Source organism: Bacillus sp. JJ664, assembly GCF_036962205.1.
Taxonomy (GTDB): domain Bacteria; phylum Bacillota; class Bacilli; order Bacillales; family Bacillaceae_G; genus Gottfriedia.
Map to the genome: position 1 here is coordinate 18,594 of NZ_JBALMS010000019.1, position 20,519 is coordinate 39,112.

At 35.5% G+C, this 20,519-nt stretch carries 16 protein-coding genes and 1 pseudogene; 3 read left to right on the forward strand and 14 right to left on the reverse strand.

Annotated features, from left to right (window positions below):
• Positions 1-7: 7 nt before the first annotated feature.
• The 7 genes and pseudogenes from V7056_RS02815 to V7056_RS02845 all read right to left on the reverse strand — a co-directional run bounded on the left by V7056_RS02815 (position 8) and on the right by V7056_RS02845 (position 6,404).
• The gene (locus V7056_RS02815) at positions 8-670 is read right to left on the reverse strand and encodes a 3-oxoacid CoA-transferase subunit B (RefSeq protein ID WP_499699082.1); all 663 of its coding nucleotides are present in this window, start codon (positions 668-670) and stop codon (positions 8-10) included.
• On the reverse strand, positions 655-1,353 hold the full coding sequence (locus tag V7056_RS02820) for a CoA transferase subunit A (protein WP_499699084.1): 699 nt from the start codon (positions 1,351-1,353) through the stop codon (positions 655-657). Before V7056_RS02820 ends, V7056_RS02815 begins: the two co-directional genes overlap by 16 nt.
• 1 nt (position 1,354) lies before the next feature.
• The gene (locus V7056_RS02825; RefSeq protein WP_499699086.1) at positions 1,355-2,683 is read right to left on the reverse strand and encodes an aspartate aminotransferase family protein; all 1,329 of its coding nucleotides are present in this window, start codon (positions 2,681-2,683) and stop codon (positions 1,355-1,357) included.
• A 585-nt stretch (positions 2,684-3,268) separates the two neighbouring features.
• On the reverse strand, positions 3,269-4,216 hold the full coding sequence (locus V7056_RS02830; protein ID WP_499699165.1) for a methyl-accepting chemotaxis protein: 948 nt from the start codon (positions 4,214-4,216) through the stop codon (positions 3,269-3,271).
• Positions 4,208-4,561, reverse strand: a pseudogene (locus tag V7056_RS02835) (HAMP domain-containing protein); the annotation flags it as partial. The pseudogene V7056_RS02835 and the gene V7056_RS02830, both read right to left, overlap by 9 nt.
• A gap of 84 nt (positions 4,562-4,645) precedes the next feature.
• Complete coding sequence (locus tag V7056_RS02840; protein WP_499699167.1) at positions 4,646-5,749, reverse strand: PAS domain-containing sensor histidine kinase; 1,104 nt, start codon at positions 5,747-5,749, stop codon at positions 4,646-4,648.
• A gap of 1 nt (position 5,750) precedes the next feature.
• Positions 5,751-6,404, reverse strand: coding sequence for a response regulator (locus tag V7056_RS02845; RefSeq protein WP_499699088.1), 654 nt, complete (start codon positions 6,402-6,404; stop codon positions 5,751-5,753).
• A 420-nt stretch (positions 6,405-6,824) separates the two neighbouring features.
• Here V7056_RS02845 and V7056_RS02850 point away from each other — a divergent pair, with 420 nt between their 5' ends.
• Genes V7056_RS02850 through V7056_RS02860 form a run of 3 tightly spaced genes read left to right on the forward strand, consistent with a single transcriptional unit; the run spans position 6,825 to position 9,111 of the window.
• Positions 6,825-6,953 carry a cytochrome C oxidase subunit II gene (locus V7056_RS02850; protein WP_499699089.1) on the forward strand — a complete coding sequence of 43 codons (129 nt, stop codon included), beginning with the start codon at positions 6,825-6,827 and terminating at the stop codon, positions 6,951-6,953.
• 18 nt (positions 6,954-6,971) lie between these two features.
• Positions 6,972-7,448: a cytochrome c oxidase subunit II gene (locus tag V7056_RS02855; protein ID WP_499699091.1), complete on the forward strand. Its 477-nt coding sequence runs from the start codon at positions 6,972-6,974 to the stop codon at positions 7,446-7,448.
• Complete coding sequence (locus tag V7056_RS02860; protein ID WP_499699093.1) at positions 7,441-9,111, forward strand: b(o/a)3-type cytochrome-c oxidase subunit 1; 1,671 nt, start codon at positions 7,441-7,443, stop codon at positions 9,109-9,111. The genes V7056_RS02855 and V7056_RS02860 overlap by 8 nt, the downstream gene beginning before the upstream one ends.
• Positions 9,112-9,301: 190 nt before the next feature.
• On the opposite strand, the gene V7056_RS02865 is transcribed toward V7056_RS02860, so the two are convergent.
• The 7 genes from V7056_RS02865 to V7056_RS02895 all read right to left on the reverse strand — a co-directional run bounded on the left by V7056_RS02865 (position 9,302) and on the right by V7056_RS02895 (position 20,295).
• Complete coding sequence (locus V7056_RS02865; protein WP_499699095.1) at positions 9,302-10,621, reverse strand: 6-phospho-beta-glucosidase; 1,320 nt, start codon at positions 10,619-10,621, stop codon at positions 9,302-9,304.
• Positions 10,621-10,932, reverse strand: coding sequence for a PTS lactose/cellobiose transporter subunit IIA (locus V7056_RS02870; protein ID WP_192603742.1), 312 nt, complete (start codon positions 10,930-10,932; stop codon positions 10,621-10,623). Before V7056_RS02870 ends, V7056_RS02865 begins: the two co-directional genes overlap by 1 nt.
• A gap of 148 nt (positions 10,933-11,080) precedes the next feature.
• Complete coding sequence (locus tag V7056_RS02875; protein WP_499699097.1) at positions 11,081-11,389, reverse strand: PTS sugar transporter subunit IIB; 309 nt, start codon at positions 11,387-11,389, stop codon at positions 11,081-11,083.
• A gap of 28 nt (positions 11,390-11,417) precedes the next feature.
• Complete coding sequence (locus V7056_RS02880; RefSeq protein WP_499699099.1) at positions 11,418-11,942, reverse strand: RDD family protein; 525 nt, start codon at positions 11,940-11,942, stop codon at positions 11,418-11,420.
• 72 nt (positions 11,943-12,014) lie between these two features.
• Positions 12,015-13,361: a PTS cellobiose transporter subunit IIC gene (gene celB / locus V7056_RS02885; RefSeq protein ID WP_499699101.1), complete on the reverse strand. Its 1,347-nt coding sequence runs from the start codon at positions 13,359-13,361 to the stop codon at positions 12,015-12,017.
• 113 nt (positions 13,362-13,474) lie between these two features.
• Positions 13,475-18,025 (reverse strand): InlB B-repeat-containing protein, encoded by a 4,551-nt coding sequence (locus tag V7056_RS02890; protein WP_499699103.1) that lies wholly within the window; start codon positions 18,023-18,025, stop codon positions 13,475-13,477.
• Between the two features lie 329 nt (positions 18,026-18,354).
• Complete coding sequence (locus tag V7056_RS02895) at positions 18,355-20,295, reverse strand: BglG family transcription antiterminator (protein WP_499699105.1); 1,941 nt, start codon at positions 20,293-20,295, stop codon at positions 18,355-18,357.
• Positions 20,296-20,519: the final 224 nt, after the last annotated feature.

The following is a 20,519-nucleotide window of genomic DNA, read 5'->3' on the forward strand; positions in this document are numbered from 1 at the left end:
CCCTTTTCTACATAAATATTTTTAAATCTTCACTAATCACCAAATCTGTACCGGTATTTTTTATTACATCATCTACAGTATATGGCTGCATTAATTCTTTAAGTACTAACTGCTCGTTTTTAACCTCTATAACAGCCATTTCTGTAATAATTAAGTCTACACAACGTTTAGATGTTAAAGGCAAACTACATTCTTTTACGATTTTCGGATTTCCTGCTTTATCTGTATGATTCATGACAACGATTACTCTCTTCGCCTTTTGTGCCAAGTCCATTGCTCCACCTATTCCTGGAACCCTTTTACCTGGTACAATCCAATTTGCTAAGTCACCTTTTTCACTCACCTGTAGAGCACCTAATACTGTTAAATCCAATAAACCTCTACGAATCATTCCAAATGCAGTCGCACTGTCAAAGTAACTAGCACCGTCCAAAATAGTAATTGGAAAACCACCCGCGTTACAAAGATTCTCGTCTTCAATTCCTTTATCCGGACTTGGCCCTATTCCAACTACGCCATTTTCCGCATGAAACATAACGTGAACTTCTTCTGGTAAATGATCTGGAACAAGTGAAGGGATACCGATTCCTAAATTAACAATCATGCCATTCTGAATTTCCTGTGCAGCTCGTTTTGCAATTTTTTGACGAAAATCTATTTCCACGCCCATTTCCAGTTCACTCCCTCTGATTGAATAATATAGTTTACAAATACACCAGGTGTGATGATTTCTTCTGGGTTTAATGAGCCAAGTGGAACAATTTCTTCAGCTTCCACAATTGTTATTTCTCCTGCCGTAGCCATATGCGGGTTCATATTCCTAGCACTTTTGTCAAAAACTAGATTACCGAATGGATCAGCTTTCTTTGCAAAAATAATACTAACCTCAGCAGTTAAAGCTTCTTCAATCAGAAATTGCTTATCTTTTACAGTTACTTTTTCTTTCCCATTTTCTACAATACTGTCTAGACCAACATCCACTAAAACGCCTCCAAGACCCATTCCTCCTGCTCGAATGCGCTCTGCTAATGTGCCTTGTGGTGAAAATTCAACATCTAACTTACCTTCTGTCATCAACTTTCCGGCAAAAGGATTAGAACCAATATGTGATGTAATGAGTGATTTCACTCTTTCATTACGCACCATTCGTCCGATACCGATATCTGGAAAACCAGCATCGTTGCAAATTACATTAATGTCTTTTACTTCACTTTCTAATAATCCTTGAAGTAAGGATGGAGGTGAGCCTACTCCTCCAAATCCACCAACCATAATTGTCATATCATCATGGAAATATTGAAGGATTTGGTCAATTGTTGTGATCTTTTTATACGTATTTTCTACTAGTTTCATCTTATTCCCCCTTAGCTGCATAGGTTAAACCCGATTGTTTTGCTTCTAATTCATATAAACTCTCGGAAAGAATCTGAAGTAGTTCATCTATTTCTTCATAGGTTATGGTTAATGGTGGAGCAATCATAAAGGCTGAGTCTTCTTTTCCATTTCTTCCTGCAACCGACGGATAAAGAAGTAAACCTTTATTGCTTGCATTTTGAATGAAAGAACTAGATTTCACGTTATCTACCAATTCAACTCCAATTAATAAACCTTTACCTCGTACATCACCGATTATTGATGAATTCGCCTTTAATATTTCAAGCTTCTTTTTAAGATAATCTCCCTTTTCCTCAGCCGCTTTCACTAGATTATGTTTTTCGACATACTCGATGACAGCCAGTGAAACAGCTGCAGACAGTGGGTTTGCACTAAATGTATGCCCACTCATAACCAACTTTGAACCTTTCATAATAGGCTCTATCACTCTATCACTTGCAATTGTGGCAGCCATTGGCGTATATCCTGATGTCATTCCTTTTCCAAGTGTGACGATATCTGGTTGAACGCCCCAATGCTCCATCGCAAACATTTTTCCTGTACGACCGATTCCAGTCATCACTTCGTCAGCAATAAATAAAATATCATTTTTTTCACAAATCTCTTTTACTCTTTGATAATATCCATGTGGTGGAACTATTGCTCCTCCGGCAGCCCCAATAATTGGTTCAGCAATAAAAGCTGCAATATGCTCAGAACCAATCCTATTAATCGCTGTTTCCAACTCAGATGCACAAGCAGTATCACATGAAGGAAAAGCTAAGTTAAGAGGGCAACGATAGCAATATGGTGGTGAAACAGATGGATAATCTTCCAACATAGGAACAAATCTTTGGCGTCGTAAAGGATGCCCTGACATTGATAAAGCTCCAATCGTAATGCCATGATAGCTCATCCAGCGTGAAAGGATTTTGTTTTTCCCCTTTATACCTTTTTCTTGAAAATGTTGAATTGCAAGTTTCATAGCTGTTTCAGTTGCTTCCGTACCGCTGTTCACAAAAAAAGTCCAATTCAAGTCGCCTTGAGTGATATCACTTATTTTTTTAGCAAGCTTCTCAGCAGCTTCACTCGTAAACTGAGATCGGTAAACAAAGGATACTTGTCTTGCTTGCTCAGTCATAACGTCAATGATTTCATCGACACCGTGTCCAATACCTACTGTAATTGCACCAGACGAACCATCGATGTACCGTTTTCCCTCTTTATCAAACAAGTACACGCCCTTCCCATGAGAGATCATAGGATAATGTTGACCAAGTAATGGTTTGATTAAATAATCTCGATTCATCATTCCCCACCCTTTCACTAAATTCCCCAATATAATGAAATAAGCCAAACTAGAAAACCATAAATTTTTAAGAGAGGCTTCTTTTAATATTCTTGTTATCTAAATATCTTCCTCTATATTTTTTAAAACGCTTACAAAATCAGTTCACAAATACATAGCAAATTAATATATCGAAATAAAACTCCCTTAATTGATACGATGTGAAAATGCTATAAAAAAACAGGTAAAGATTTGGGTTCAGTACCACTTCTTTTCCTGTTAAAAATTGAAATAATATATTTTTAATAAAAGCACCTATGTTCATAATCTCAAAGAAGAAAGTATACATTTCTATTAGTCCTATTTCCCACTTTTTCATGAAATGAAAATGATAATATTTACGGATTAATATCCTTGTTATTGTTAATTTTTTTACTACAGTAAATGCTATTTCAATAAAATCATTTTTTTAACGATTATAGATCGTATAAATCTTTTCTCAAGAGTGAACCACAATCTACCTTAGCGTTAATTTTAGAAAGTCAGATTTGGCTCACTAATAAACTCGTGTACGAAGTTGTGCCAAAAAGATGACAAAACCATTAATTAGTAAGTGAACCTTTTAATCGTTTCTTTTAGTTCCTCGGCCAAATACACTAATTCTTCTGCTAAATTGTTAACATCCTGAATAAAACTTGTCTGCTCTTTTGCCGCAGCTGCAACTTCTAATGCGCCAGTTGATGTCTCTTTTGCGATCGCAGTTACTTCTTGTGATTGTCCTACAGTTTGTTCAATATGGTTAAATTGCTGTTCAACAAGTGAAACGATATATGTTACGGCTTGAACAACTTCATCGATGGAATTTGTCATCGTAAGAATCGCTGTATTTGTTTCATTCCCTTTATGAGCTTCTTCGTTTGCTAACGTTACTTGAAGAGAGATCTGTTCAACTACATTCTTTACTTCATGTTGTATATTTAAGATTAAATTTGTAATTCCTTGAACAGCGTCTGCACTTTGATCTGCTAATTTACGAACTTCCTCCGCAACGACTGCAAATCCTCGGCCATGTTCTCCAGCACGGGCAGCTTCTATTGAGGCATTTAATGCTAATAAATTGGTTTGAGCTGCGATTTCACCCACGAAACCAATGATTTTCTCAACTTCCTGCGTATGTTTTTCTAACTTTTTTACAGAGTGAAGTGATTCCTCACTGCTTTTTTCCATCTCACGTACATCACTGACAAGTGAATGTACAATTGCTTTACAATGATTTAATGTATTTACCATTTCAGTAGACAACTTTTCTGATTTGCGAGCTTTTTCCTGCACTTCGTTGGCAATTATCAAAACATCCTCTACAGAATTTGCTGTTGCTTGCATTGCATTGGCAGAGTAATCTGTTCCATTTGAAATATCAGAAATAGTAAGCGTAATATTTCTTGATTGCTCAACCGCTGTATTTGCTCCCTCTGTCATTAGTAGAACCTTTTCCTTCGTGCTTTCAAAATTCATATCGATACTACTTACAATATCTCGTATATTACGTTGCATTTCATTAAATGCTAGACTAAGAGAGCGAATTTCATCATCAGTTTTTGAAACTGGCGCGTCTTCCCCAATCTCTCCATTAGCAGCCTTAGTTACAGCTGACTCTAGTATTTGCAACGGCTTCGTGATAAATCGTGTCGCTGCAAAATAAGCTAATACACCCGACCAAAAAACCCCTAATATCAATGTTAATACCATAAAAATTTGTTCACTGACGAAACTTGAAACATATTCATATAAAAAATAAATGAAAAATCCACTTGTTGTATATGTAATAATTGCGAGAATCGTTGTAAACATAGCTAGCCTTTTATTCAAACTAAATTTGTATTTTTTTCTCTCAACCATGAAAAATCATCCCCTAATTTTAAGAAGTTCAACTACTAATGATATCAATTGAATCTAACTAAAGTTCACTTTGTCGGAAGTCAGCTATTCAAGTGGTATTGAAAAAGAAATCACTGTGCCTTGTTCAGGTGCAGAACAAACTTCGAGATAACCACCTATGCTTCTTGCACGTTCCTCCATACTAAATAAACCAACTCCAGTTCGATCCAAATGTGGTGTAAATCCTTTTCCGAAATCTGTAATACGGCCATGCAATTTTTTCTCATCTTCCCATATTTCTACAATTGCTTCAGATACATTTGCATATTTACCAATATTCGTTAACGCTTCTTGAACAATCCGATAAAGTGCCGTTTCTACACTCGATTTCAATCGTTTACGAAGTTTACACTCAAATTTCACTTGAATATCATAATACTGTTTGAAATTATCTATATATGTTCTGATGGCAGGAATAGCCCCAAAGTCATCAAGTACCGATGGACGTAAATTCCAAGCGAGTCCTCTTACTTCACCAATGATTTCAGTAACTGTATTTCTTAGGTTAATCAGTTCTGTAGGCTTCACCTCACTATTATCTATTAACCGATCTAATTGTATCGTAAGCCCAAATAAACTTTGTCCGATTCCATCGTGAATTTCACTCGAAAACCGCTTCCTTTCTTCCTCTTGAATATACATTAGACGATTTACCATTCGTTTTATCTCTTCTTCAGCTTCCTTTAAAGCTGTAACTTCATTACGAATCGCTAAGTATTGATAAGGTCTTCCATTTTCATCTAAAAAAGGCATGATCGTAGTGTTTACCCAATAAAAGGTATTATCTTTTGCTCTGTTTTTGATGTCACCATGCCAAACCTGTCCTGAGCTAATTGTTTTCCATAGATCCATAAAAAAACTTTTTGAATGATACCCTGAACTAATTAAACGATGATTTTGACCTATCAACTCTTCTCTCTTATATTTCGTAATTTCACATGTTTTTTCATTTACATACTGGATCATTCCACGATGATCAGTTACTACTACAATTGATGATTCATCAAGTGCAATTTTTACATCAGTCAATTGTTTGAGTACTTGTTTTAAAGTATTTCGAAAAGATGGGTCATCGATATAATCGTCAATTAGAGAAAAATTGTTTTTCGTAATCTGTTCAATGATTTTAGAATGATAATGTAAACCAATATTATTCAAAGTCAAGCAGCCCCTTTTGTAAAGCATATCGAACGATATCTGGTCTTGAACGAAGTCCAATTTTATCCATAAGATTGCTTTTATGGGTTTCAACTGTTTTAACGCTGATGACTAGTTGTTCAGCAATGTCTTTATTTGAATACCCTCTAGCGATCCAAACTAATATTTCTTTCTCACGTTCAGATAATATCTCGTAGGAACTTGTGTGGCCCTCTTGCTGCATCTTCACTAAATACTCATTCATTAATCGTTTTGTAGCAGATGGTGTTAAATAAGCGTTTCCTGTATATATTAATTGGATTGCACTCAGCAGTTCTTCATGTGGAGCACTTTTTAATATATATCCAGAGGCTCCTGCCTGTATTGCTCTGAACAGGTATTCATCACTATCATGCATCGTCAAAATGAGTACTTTCGTTTCTGGTAAATATTCTTTTAAAATTCTAGTTGCCGTGATTCCATCTTTTCCTTTTGGCATGCTTAAATCCATTAATACAATATCAGGTGTTAACTCCTTTGCTTTTCGAATGGCCTCATCACCATCTGCAGCAACCCCAACAATTGAGATTCCATTTTTATCATGAAGCAGAAGCTCTAGTCCAGTTCGAACAACAATATGATCATCTACAAGCAACACACGTATCAAAGTGATCCCTCCTTCATTGCATTTCATTTAGTCATAAAATCCTGTATCTTACCCTCTTCACTTCAATACATCAGGCAAATTGATTAAATTTTCAAGATTACTATACTCCTAAAAAAATTGGGAGTCTAGTTGATTATGAAAATTTAGGACTTCTATCTGATTTGGATTTTAACAAATTGGACAAGTATTACTTTTGAATCAATAAGAACACGCTTACTTCTAAGGGTATATCCGATTATTTGTTAGGGATTTTTTCCAATTAACATCAGAGTATCCCCTAATTATTACGCTTTGATATTTACAGTACACTTACATTACAGGCGGAAAATCTTAGTATTAGTAGTCATTTCAACTGTTTTATGATGGGACGAAGAAATGAGACTGAGATTAAGAAATTGATGAATAAACGGGGGAATAAAATTGGGACTTAAACATCAGGAAAAAGAAAAGGATCCGCAATTAAAAGGAACATTAATTAGCGTGTTTGGAATCGGTATATTCATTTTTCTACTTTGGTTTGGATTCTACGCATTTTATTTACAACGTTAATTTGAAAGAGGTGTTAAGATGCATTTACATAAATACGAAAAAATTTGGTTAACCTTTGGCATAGCCTCCTTAGTGTTATTTCTAACAATTATAGCAATAACCGCCTTTGGATTTCATCATCATCCTGCAACAGGTATGGACTTAATTGACCCAAAAAAAGTGAACGAAACGGCTCCTTTTGATCATCCAGGTGTAAATAAACTAAACGATGATACATATGAGGTGGTGTTAATTGGTAAAACATTTGGATATGAACCTACTAAACTACAAGTTCCAGTAGGTAAAAAAATTGTTTTTAAGTTGACGAGTACTGATGTTATTCATAGCTTTTCAATTGTTCATACAAACGTAAATATGATGGTGGTGCCAGGACGTATTAATACAAAAGAATATACGTTTAATAAAACTGGCAATTACTTAGTACTTTGCAATGAATATTGCGGGGCTGGACATCAATTTATGCAAACTACGATTGAGGTGGTAAAAGGTGAATAATAGTATTAACAAAAAAGACTCAAAATTAGCCTTAACAAATATTATAGTCGCCTATATTGCTTTTTTAATAGGTACATTCTGTGGACTATTACAAGTGTTTATAAGAAATAAAGCACTAGAATTACCGTCTTGGCTAGACTACTATCAAGTTTTAACTGCACACGGCGTATTACTCGCTTTAGTATTTACTACTTATTTTATTTTCGGATTCCTCATTACAGGAATGAGTAAAACTTTAGGTGATTTCGGTCCAAAAGTGCGTTTATTCTCCTGGATAGGATTTATTGTTATGTCAGTAGGTACTCTGCTTGCTGTTGTTATGATCTTATCAGGAGAGGCTTCCGTTTTATATACTTTCTACGCTCCATTACAAGCAAGTGGTTGGTTCTATGTAGCATTAGCTCTTTTTGTAATTGGTACATGGATTAACGGATTTTCTTTAATTGGACATTATATTGTTTGGAAGAAGCAACATAAAGGAAGTTTAAGTCCATTATTCGCTTTTATGACGATTGCCACGATTGTTCTTTGGGTGATTGCTAGTTTAGGAGTAGCTGTCACTGTACTTTTCCAATTCATCCCTTGGGCATTTGGTTTGGTTGACACAATTAATGTTGAGTTAAGCCGATCACTTTTTTGGTATTTTGGTCATCCTCTAGTTTATTTCTGGCTTTTACCTGCATACATGGCATGGTATGTCGTTGTTCCAAAAATTATTGGTGGAAAAGTGTTTAGTGATTCACTTGCAAGACTGTCCTTTATTCTATTTTTATTATTTTCAATTCCAGTTGGCTTCCACCATCAATTACAAGAGCCTGGAATCTCAAGTTTTTGGAAATTCTTACAGACCGTCCTAACGTTTATGGTTATTATTCCATCTTTAATGACTGCTTTTTCAATGTTTGCAACATTTGAGACAACAGGAAGAAAAAAAGGTGGCACCGGCTTATTTGGTTGGTTTTTTAAACTACCTTGGAAAGACATTCGTTTTACTTCTATATTTATTGCAATGTTCTTCTTCATTCCTGGTGGTGCCGGCGGAATCATCAATGCAAGCTTCTCATTAAATGAGATCATTCATAATACACTTTGGGTGGTTGGACATTTTCATATTACAGTAGGGACTCCTGTTGCAATGACTTTTTTTGGTTTAACATTTTGGTTAATCCCTTATTTAACGGGAAGAAAACTAACAAAAGTTGTTCAAAAATTAGCATTTATTCAAATCATTACTTGGTCTATTGGTATGATATTGATGTCAACAGCAATGCATATTTTAGGGCTATTAGGAGCTCCTCGACGTACAGCGTATACTGATTATGCAAATCATCCTGCTACACTTGAGTGGTTTAATGGTATTTTATCAAATCATGTAACTGTGGCAGTTGGTGGATCAATTTTATTTCTATCTGCAATGTTACTAATCATCATTGTTTTGCAATCATTATTTACTTTACCAAAAGCAGTGGCAGAAGAAGATTTCGTTGAATTTCCGATTGCCGAAAGTGATGTAGAAAATACACCTAAAATATTAGAAAATTGGTGGCTATGGATTGGAATTGCACTAGTTTTAATAGTCTTCGCCTATTCAATTCCTTTATCAAATATGCTGCAACACCATCATCATACACCAACAGGTTCTGAAGGATTTAAAACTTGGTAGGAGCTGATTTTATGTTCGTATTGACGTTTTCTTTAATATTAGTGGCATCTATTTGCATCACCATATGGATTGAAATTGACATGATTGAAGAATAATTAGAAAAAGGCACGTTCATTGATGAACGATGCCTTTTTTCATTCCGCCGATTTTGTATAATTGATGATTAATTAGCCAAATACATGATCAAAAATCATCTATTAAAAAATCTTGGTAAATATTCTTTGTGTGCCTCAAGCATTTCATCTACAATAGCTACAGCCAACTTATCGTTAGCAACTAATGGGTTAATCGTCAATGCAAGAATCGCTTTTTCACGACTACCCTCTACTGCAGCCTCAATTGCTGTCTGTTCAAACGATTTAATTGTTTGAATCAATCCTCGAACTGGTACTGGGAGTTCTCCAATTGTTAACGGAACTGGACCATCCTTTGTAATGACGCAACTGACTTCAACAGCGCCATCATATGGTAAGCCTGATATTGCCCCTTTGTTTACAGTGTTTAAAGGTTGAATATCTCGAGTATCATTGTAAATTGATGAAATCAAACGGCATGCCGCGTCAGAGTAGTATGCTCCACCGCGTTTTTCTAACTCAGGTGGTTTTATATCTAACGTTTCATCTCTATATTTTTCAAATAACGATTCTTCTATCTTTTGCACTACTTCTGCACGTGTTTCATTTGACTCAAAGTCTTTCAATGCTCTTTCCAGCATCTCAGATGTCTTGTAGTAGTAATGATGGTATGAGCATGGAATAACATTGATTCCTTTTAAGAATTCCGGTGCCCATTCTTCTGCATCAATATTTTTTACAAAACTTGCATTAGCTGGATCCATGATCATTTCAAGTACTTTCTCTTTTACACTGACGCCATCTAGATAAACTTCTAAACCGAAAACCATGTGATTCAGCCCTGCAAAATCAATACGAACACGAGAGTAGTCAACATTTAAAAGCTTTGCAATGCCCATTTCCATTCCAATCGGTATATTACAAAGTCCAATAAATCTCTTAATATTTGAATATCTTAATGCAGCCTCTGTTACCATACCTGCAGGATTTGTAAAGTTGATTACCCACGCATCTGGACAGAGTTCTTCAACTTCCTTACAAATATCCAAAATAACTGGAATCGTACGAAGTGCTTTAAACAAACCACCTGCACCATTTGTTTCTTGACCGATTACACCATGCTTTAATGGGATTCTTTCATCAAGTGCTCGCGCAGCCAATTGTCCAACACGAAGTTGTGTCGTAACGAAATCAGCATCTTTCAAAGCCTCACGACGATCATACGAAAGATGAATCTCCATTGGAACTTCAGCTTTTTTGACCATACGTTTCGCTAGCGCACCAACTGTTTCTAATTTCTCTCGACCTGCTTCGACGTCAACAAGCCAAAGTTCTGTAACTGGTATTTTGTCATAACGCTTTATGATACCTTCAACCAATTCCGGCGTATAACTTGAGCCCCCACCTATTGTCACGATTTTAAATTTCTTTGACATTATTTTAGGCCCCTCTCATACAAGTCAACGAACTCTTTTGCTAAGTCTTTTACGGTCATCGCATTCATCAAGTGATCTTGCGCGTGAATCATTAAAAGTGAAATCTCTGTTGGATTTCCGCCAATCTCTGATTGAATCAGTGTTGTTTGAATATGATGTGCCTCATTTAAAGAATCGTTTGCTTCCTTTAATTTCTTACGAGCTAAATCCATATCCTGTCTTTTAGCTGCTTGAATGGCTTCCATTGCCGCACTTCGACCATTTCCACCATGTAAAATCAATGTGAAAATTTCTGTTTCATTCTTTACCATAAACGGACCTCCTTTCTCTTTCATGATCAATTCTGTCAGGAAATATCCTTATGGCCGTAAATTTTTCATGTTTATAATCTTTTCGGTATTCAATGTTATTTATTTTTTAGTGACTAGAGTAAGAAGAGAAACTTCCCAATATTTCATACTACTTATTATCTAATAATTTGATGGCTTGCTCGAGAATCGCTTCACCATCGCACATTCCGTAACTAAACATATCAATAACTTCAATTGGAATATTTTTCTCACCACAGACACTTTCCATTTCTTCCAAAAGAAAACGTACTTGTGGCCCTAACAATAACACATCTGCCTCTATGAATTCTGTTCTAACAACTGATTCAGAAACTGTCCAAATGTTTGCTGAAATCCCTCTAGACTCTGCAACTTTTTCCATTTTAGAAACAATTAAACTTGTTGACATGCCAGCAGAACAACAAAGTAAAATATTCATGTTGATTTCCTCTTTCTTTAGTAAGCTTTTAAACGCTATTTTTATCTGCAACTACTAAACGAGCAATTCGATCGTAAGCAGCTAACGACTTTGGATTAGCAAATATGCTGATAACTGATAGTAAGAATGGAATGCCTTGAAAAAGAAACATCGACAAAAATTTAAAGAAACTTCTAACAATGACTAATATGCCATAAGCAAGCTTACCTTTTTTGTGATTGACGTGTGTTAGTTTCAATCGAAAGATTCTCTTTCCGATTGTAGATCCCCTAAATAAGAGGGTAGTTAACACTTCATAACAAAACCAGATAATAAGCGATTGAAGAAAGGCTTCATTAAAGAGAGACATTACTCTTACAGTCGCATCTTGAGTTCCTGTTTCACCCATTGTTCTATTTATTTCAATCATCTTTGTTAAGACGCCAGGAAAGTTTGCAAATCCTGTTAGTCGATAAACGATCGAAAGGAGGATTGAAACGATCACCGCATCGATAAGAAAAGCAACTATTCTTTTTAACCGTAACTGAGTAATTATTTTCTTTTTGTTATTCATCTTATGTTTTCGCATTTCATAATCAAGTGTTCCAATTCGTACGATCAGATTTAGCAATGAAAAGGATAGTTATTAGCCTTGAATCGTTTGACTACCCGAAGAAGACACTCCTTGATTATTACTTGCATTCTCCATTTCTAAGTTTTTCTTATCCCACATCTTAATGAATGGGAACCAAATTGCAAAGGCAACTGCAAAAGCAACTAATTGCATTACAACCCCCATGATCTTACCACCCGTCATAAGATAACCACTGATAAAGTATGGCGTTGTCCAAGGAATAATTGTACCAGTCGTATGCGGGAAAATGTCCATTGCCGTACCAAAATAAGTAACTGTCAATACTGCTATTGGTGCAAGCATGAACGGAATCATTAAGAATGGGTTTAAAACAATCGGAACACCAAACATAATTGGTTCGTTAACGTTAAAAATCGAAGGTCCGATTGCCAAGCGTCCAACTTTCTTAAGAAGTTTCGACTTTGCTAAAAACATCATATAGATTGCGACTGGTAACGTAGCACCAGATCCACCCATCCAGATACCATTTTCATAGAATGTGTACGTAATGATATGAGGTAGTGCTTTCCCCTCTTTTACTGCTGCTAAGTTCGCATCCGCATTCGTAATCCAAATTGGCTCCATTACAGACGTGATGATTGATGAACCATGAATACCAAAACTCCATAACGTGTGTTCTAATAAACTAGCAATCAGTGTACCGATATAAGTTGAACCTAAAATCGTAAATGGTTTTGTGACAACCTCTTGGATAAAAGTTGCAAACGTTTCCCAACCAGTGTATGAAAACGCATATCGAAGAAGTAAGAAGAACGTAATAATCACAAATCCAGGTATAAGAGCTGTAAACGAACGCGAAACTGTTGGTGGCACAGTATCTGGTAACGTGATAATTAATTTCTTTTGTAAGAAGAAACGATAAATTTCAGCAGTTATAATTGCAACAATTAGACCAAGGAATAAGTACTGAGCACCAAATAAATCAGGCGACCAAGCGGAAACGCTTTCCTTATCAACCGTAAATGTGCTCATGATATTCACAATTAAATATCCTGCCAATGCTAAAACACCAGCGGGAACACCATCAATATTCTTTTTATCGACCTTGTAGCTACTAGCAAGTGAATATGCCACTCCAAACACAGCTATTAAAGTGATGATCCCCATTGTACCGTTATAAACGATGTCACCAAAAGCATTCCAATTCTCTCCAAATACTTTAGACATAAAGTTTTGATACCATTCAGCTTCTAACCAAGCTACGATAATGAAGAAAGAACCAATGATCATTAAAGGCATCGCAAACATAATACCATCACGTAATGCAAGTAAATGTCTTTGATTACCTATTTTCGAAGCGATCGGTAAAAATTTCTTTTCAAAAAATTTATTTTTCATCGAATTATCACTCCTCTATAAATCTTGGTATAAGGAGCTCTCCATATACCAAGATTTTTAATATATTTAGTTTTTATAACCTTACCAACTACAAGTTTTCAAATCCTTACAATTTAAAGTTTGTATTTTACAACTGTTGTATAGTTACTGTATACCTTAACATTTCCAACAACAGTGTAAGCACGAACCTTAAAGTAGTAAGTTTTACCTTTAACTAGTCCTGTAGCAGTTAATGTTGCTTTTGTAGTTGTATTTGTCACTTTGCCTGTAAAATTGCTCGCTGTTGCGCGACTAATTTCATAACCAGAAACACCACTTACTCCAGTCCAAGTTAACTTAATTGAAGTCGAACTTGCTTTTGTAGCTTTTAGACTTGTTGGTGCATTAACCATCCATTTTGCGTACAGTGTTGTATTTACAGTTACTTTATCAGTTGTAAAGTTCCAAGCTGATTTCAACGCTGCATCTTTGTACCAACCAACAAAGACAAATCCTTTTCTCGTTGGATTAGATGGTTTTGTAATGACTGTATTATATTTTGCTATTTTAGTAGTTACAGTAGATCCACCGTTACTGTTAAATGCCACTTTATAACTATTGATTGTCCAGTGAGCTGTTAACGTAACATTTCCAGTTACAGCTGTATTGAAGTTATATGATGTTGTTGTTGACACTGCATCATTGTACCAGCCAGCAAACGTGTAACCCACTCTTGTTGGTTTTGCTGGTTCAGAAATCTTAGTATTTTCATCCACTGTTGTACTTGTCACAGCAGATCCACCATTACTGTTAAATGTAATTGTGTATTTGTTAATAGTATTGTTATTTTCAAGATTCCACTTAGCATAAAGAGTAGTTGAAGCTGTTACTTTATCAGTTGCAAAGTTCCAAGCTTGCGTACCAGCTTGATCCTTAAACCAACCAAGGAATGTATAGCCATCTCTTTTTGGTGTTGCTGGAGATGTAATTGTTGCATTGTAAGCTGCAGTTGTTGAAGCTACTGCAGAACCACCTTGTGAGTTAAATGTAACTGTACTTGTTGCGTTTTTAGCTACAGTACGTTCATACGTCATTACGTGGCTATCTGTTTCAAACCTTGGCGCTCCATCAATTGTCATAGCTGAGTAAGTAACTACAGCAGTGATTGTAGCTGGATTGTCCGTAAGATAAGTAACATCTCCATTCGCTGCAACTGTTACATCGCTAGGTGATGATGATTCATAAACTACATCTACATTCTTGTGCCCATCTTCGTTTAACCCTGTCTCAGCCATTGCATTTTTTAACCAAGTTGGATAAGCAAAAGTATCCTTGTCCAGTTTAGCCGGGGCAATAGCCTCTAATGATTTGTTTGGATCAACAACTTTAATCGTGTATGTTATTTTAGCCGGTGTTCTAAAGAATCCATCAATAACTGTTGCCGTAACCGTACTAGTTCCTGGTTTTAAACCAGTTGCGTAAGCACCATAGTACTCGCCATTTACACTTAAATCAGTTGGACTTACGTTTCCTTCATCACCGTAAGTTGCTAAATTTCGTAAATCTAAAACACCCGCTATATTTGAATCAGGATTGATTTGTGTAGGTAATCCATTGCTATATCCAGCTTGATCCCAAGCATTCGTTGACCAAGATACATTCCTAACATATCCCGTTGTTTTAGCATCAAGCTTAACCGAGTCACCAACGTTAATCGTAAAAGTATGTGTGTCTGCATTATATTTCGCATTTGGATTCATAGATGTTAAATTAGTTGGGTAATTAAGGCTTTCTGTACCATTATTTACTGGTGCAGTAATTTTTGATCCTAAATCCTCTACATAAGCAGCATCCTCAGGGTTTTGAGTGATCCAGTAAGGCATTGAGATTACAGTTGAAGATTCATTTGTTCTGCTGCTACCAGAGTCAATTGTTCTTCTATCCATGGTACCAAAGATGTTTGTGTTGTATTTAGACATCATAACTTCATCACGAGGAATTAATTGGTCAGCCATAAGATTTGGTGCCACATGTGTTACGTCATTTCTATTTGCAGAAAGAACATCCCAGTTAATGAAATTATTAGGAATACGTGTCATTTGCCATGTTGAACCTGCAAGGTCAACTTGAGCATTTCCGATATCAATCCCTTTAGCTTTCAATGCACCTAGAGAAGCTGCATAGAAAGTTGTCATGAATGGATTTTTCTCTCTCTTTTCATTTGTCCACCATTGGTTCATGCCTTCTAAAATTTCGTCACCGTTAAACGAATCTGCATGATGAGATAATGTGTAGTAAGCTAGTGCTTCTTCTTCTTCATCAGAATAGTTCATGTAAGATTCGTGAGTTACACCGCTTACACCGATATCATCGCCGTTATGAGCTGCAATACCAAAGTATCTTGAAAGATATTGCAATGTCATATCAAGCATCGATGTTGAGTTATACGTTTTTGGATATCTTACTTCAAAATCATTGTGTTCATTAACCGTTGTTGACGCTTTTTTGCCATTCATTACATTGTACTCGTTTGCAAAATCAAGAGGTTCAACTACATCAATGCCTTGATTTACCAGGCTTACTTTTTCTTCAGCAGTATATCCACCAAAATCTTTTGCAACCGCTAGTGCTTGTAATAGTAATTGTGCATTTAATGGACCGTCTTCATAGTCAGCGTCTCTTCCCCATGCATCCTTATTACCATCAAGGTATTCAGGGTTTAAATTTGCCCATCTAGTTGGAGCATTTGGTACGTTTAATCCATTTCCACGAATAGTTCCCTGATCAAAACGAGATTCAGCTGGGTTCTCACCATTAACAGTCAATTGGAAATAGTTATTTAGAACTAATGCATTTGTATGGTTAATCATATTATTTTTGATTAGCGCTGCTAGTTCCGGATCCTCATCTTTGAACGCTTTATATGCTAGATCAAGTGTAAAATAATGACCTACTAATTCATCTGTAGATGTTGTTGCTTTGTAAACAACTTTATTTGAGTCTAAAGCTTTTGTATCAGCATCAAAACCTTCGTTTTGGTTTGCAAATATTTCTGTTAAGCGTGGAGGGACTGCAACTGTGTCATAAGCTTTAAGAGCAGGATTCGTTCCATTTTTGAAAGTTCCTGGGACATTATAGTAAACTGTATTTCCATTTATATCTGTAGCTTGTCCTGCTTTCTTTTTAATCCATGCATTATCCCAAGTTTCAGCTTCTGGAACTGTAGCACCATTGTTACTTGTGTTAACTTTGTACGATCTAGCAAAGAAACCAGATGCAGCAGGTTTTTTTGTGTGATCTAATGTATATTTACCATTTTCATCAACGTAAACTGGCTTTCCTTCGTTCTCTGCAAGCCATGTTTTTGCTTCTTCGATCGTTGATACGTTTCCTCCATAAGAGTTAACAACATATACATAGTCATTTACATTGTTTTTAGATGTAACTTTTAATTGTGTACCAGATACATAACCAAGAGTTACGATTGATTCAACAGCACGAATAGCAGATGCTTTTGCATCTTTTGTTCTTTCATCAGATTCTCCGAAGTTTTCTTTCATGTAGTTGTATCTCCAGATTTCACCAGAAGCATACATTGTCGTCCAAAGACCATCATTGTCTGTATCACCTGTTGCTCTAGCAGCGTCTTTATCACCTGTCATAAGGGCTTTAATCATATCCGCTGTAGAAGAGAAAGACGTATTACCTGATTGGAATCCAAATCTATCATTATAATTTCTAGAAATTTCTGTTTGAAGTAAAGATTTACCCATTAAGGACATTTGCTTTCTTACAATATGTGTCGCATTTCCATTTTCACCTAAGATCCAAAGTCCATTATTACCATCAGGCATAATGTTCGTTATCACTTCTTTGGAGTTATACGTAGCAGCAGCACCACTATTATTCGTACCAGAACCTGAAGATTGACCAGTTTGAGGTATATATCTTCCACCTTGTAAATATTGAATTTGATCAGCCGAAGGTAAATTAGGATCATAGAGTGTAATAGCATCTGATACAATTCCAGTAATTACGCCATGAGGCCTTTCATCACCCAAAAGAATTTTATCATTTGACTTAATTAATTTATCTTTTGAGATCAACCATTTTACGCCATTTTCTCCATCTACATAGCCAACATAGTTTTTAGAAGGAAATTTCTTCCCTGATGGAGCAGTCGGAATATTGTTTATTTGCCAATTTGTTGTAGCAAGAGCTGCTGGAATATTCGGATCTCCAGCATTGTAATAGTAAACGACCTTCTCAAGATTTGTATCTTGCTTTGATTCAACGACCGTAACCGTAATATTAACAGTTGCAGCATTACCACTCGCATCTACTCCAGTACCAGTGATTTTTGCAGAACCACCAGACACCCCTAAAATCTTTCCGCTGTAATCACCCTTTTTGTTACCAACTAAATCAACATAAGCCACATATGGGTCAGAAGTTGTCCATTTTACTGGCTTTGTTGTATCTAAACCAGCTGGCATTGCACGAGTGATTTGTGTCGTATTCATATAAATGCTAGTACCAGTTGAAACAGGAGCTACCGTAAACGATTGAGTTGAAACTGTAGGAGCTGCTTTTGCAACGATCCCACTATAGCTACTAGCAAACATTGAAGCTGCAAGTACTGAAGCTGGAAGTGCTCTACCAAAACGCCATTTACTATTTTTCATTATTTTCCTCCAAAGTAGAATTTTCGAATCAATTTTTAACTTAAGGTCATTTTTAAGACAAGTAGACAATATCAATTAAAACTTGCGTACTTCTAAAAAAATTAATTGTTTCCTTCTACCTCCTCTATACTTAGTAAAAGCCTTTACAAGAAAAATGTTGGCACTGCTGAGTTTCCAAAAACATATGCTCAATTATCCCTTTCTTCCAATTCGTAATCGCTTACAAATTTGACATAAAAGAAACAAATGATATCTTGTTCCACTTAACCAACATCCAATTAAACCCAAATGTTGGTAATCTATTTTTTTATTTCGTGTACATCTATCGATTACGAACCGTATTGAAACAAAATTTTCGAAATTTCATACTGAAAATCGTTGAAATTAGTCGATTTTAAAACTTTCTGTTTCGCTTCGGGATGATCCATTAAATGTAAAAATAATCGACTTAGCTCCTTGTGTAAAAACAAGTCACCAGCACGTAAATTAATTAAAAACAGGATTTGTACGACTCTCCCATCAATCGTCGGCGGATTCTTAAAAATCACTACACTAATTGAATCTTGAATTGCAACCATCTTTAATGCATGTGGCGCAGCAATTCCATTTTGCAGAATCGTCGATATTTTTTCTTCACGATCAACTACTAAAGCAGGATAGTCAGGTGTTGCAAAACCTAGCTCCACAACACTATTTGCTTTTTCTTTAATGAAAGCTTTATAGTCAATAGACTCTCTGCTTTCTTCTATATAGAACAATTCTCGATGAAACAGAGATAACAGTGTTGGTTCATTTTCCTTCACTCTACTCGCGGGGTACTTTGTCAGTGTCCGACGAATTCTCTGAACATCTGTTTCCGTTAAGATAGGTGCAACTTGAATATACGGAATTGAAAGATTGTCAAACTGAATGGAAATCGATGAAACTAGTAAATCGTATGAGTCTAGATTAATAGATTGCAGTTCGGTATACACAACGACATCAATTGTTGCATCTTGAAAAAGGGTTTCAAGTTTCATTTTTAATAAGTCAGCCGATCCTGCTCCTAATCCGTAGGATAATAGAATTTTTTTATAAGAACTTAATTGCTTTTGCTTCTCTCTTTCCATATGAGCTGCTAAGTGCATTGTAAGGTAACCCATCTCATCACTGGAAAGTTCAAATCCCCATATTTCCTTGATCATTTCAGAAAAATTTAAAGCAATCATAAAGACATCGGAATATCTACTGTATACATCATCTATCAATGGATTTGTAAGCTTTAAATTGAAATATAACCTTCTTAACAAAGGATACATATGCATGATCAGCGTATTCATAAGTTGCTGGTCACCTGAAAACTGTGTCAAAAATGTTTGATCTAATTTTTCTAAACACTTCTTTAGTTTTTGTTGTAAATCATTCTTTTCTGCTTCCTCAATATCATCCACACTCGATTTACCACTTATATGTGCGGCTAGATAGATAATCTCACTCTCTGGTAAAACCACATGATATAATTCAGAAAGAATTTCACAAATTCTTTTTGATATATTCATAAATGATTGCTTGATTAGAGAAACATCTAACTTCTTTTCTTGATTAGGCAAGATAAAATTATGTTGTGTTACTCGAAATGCAAGTACTTGAATATGCAATAAAATGTTTTCAAATGCAAAATAACTTAATTTCAATTGATTATTTTGTACTTCTTCGCTCAATACAGTTCTAATTTCAACAAAAGGAAATACTTTTTCAAAATTTAGATAATTCGACTTTTTCAACAACCCTGCTTCTTTTTGACTTAAGAAATATGAAAACGCCCTTCTAAAATTTGTTTCCTCACCTAGTAAACGGACACCGTAACGTGATTTTGTTTCTACTTTTAAATCAAAAATTCGAACTTGCTTTTCAACTTCAATCATGTCGCTAAAAACTGTCGATCTGCTGATCATTAAGCTATCAGCGAACATATCAATGGTTTGAAACTCGGTCGTTTGAATCAGAAGCATAATAATATTATTCACACGAACACGAGGTAAATCTGGGGCTAAAGCTCCCTCAATTTCTTTCATATACGTTTGAAGCTGTTCTTGATTTATTACATAAAGTAAATAGCCTTCTCCACGTTTTTTCTGAATCTCAAAACCGGACTTTTCACCAATTACGTTTAACTCTTTCAATTCATTACGTAAAGTTCGATTTGAAATGGCAAATTCTAATTCCAATTCATGTGACGTAAGTGATTTTCCTTTTTGATACAAATACTGTAAAATTAGATCTCTTCGCATACATTACCTCACCACTCTAGATGCCGCTCTAGTATCTTTAGTTTACTTTCCACTAAATTTATTTAACAGTTTGATTTTTTCCAATATAGTTCGCAAATTCAAACAAACATGATTAAAACTTAAATTTGAACCAACGTACAAACTCCCATTGTCATAATACATCTTTAGTCCTATCAAAAATACAGGAACATTTTACTAATACCAATCTCTGAAAACATACGCAT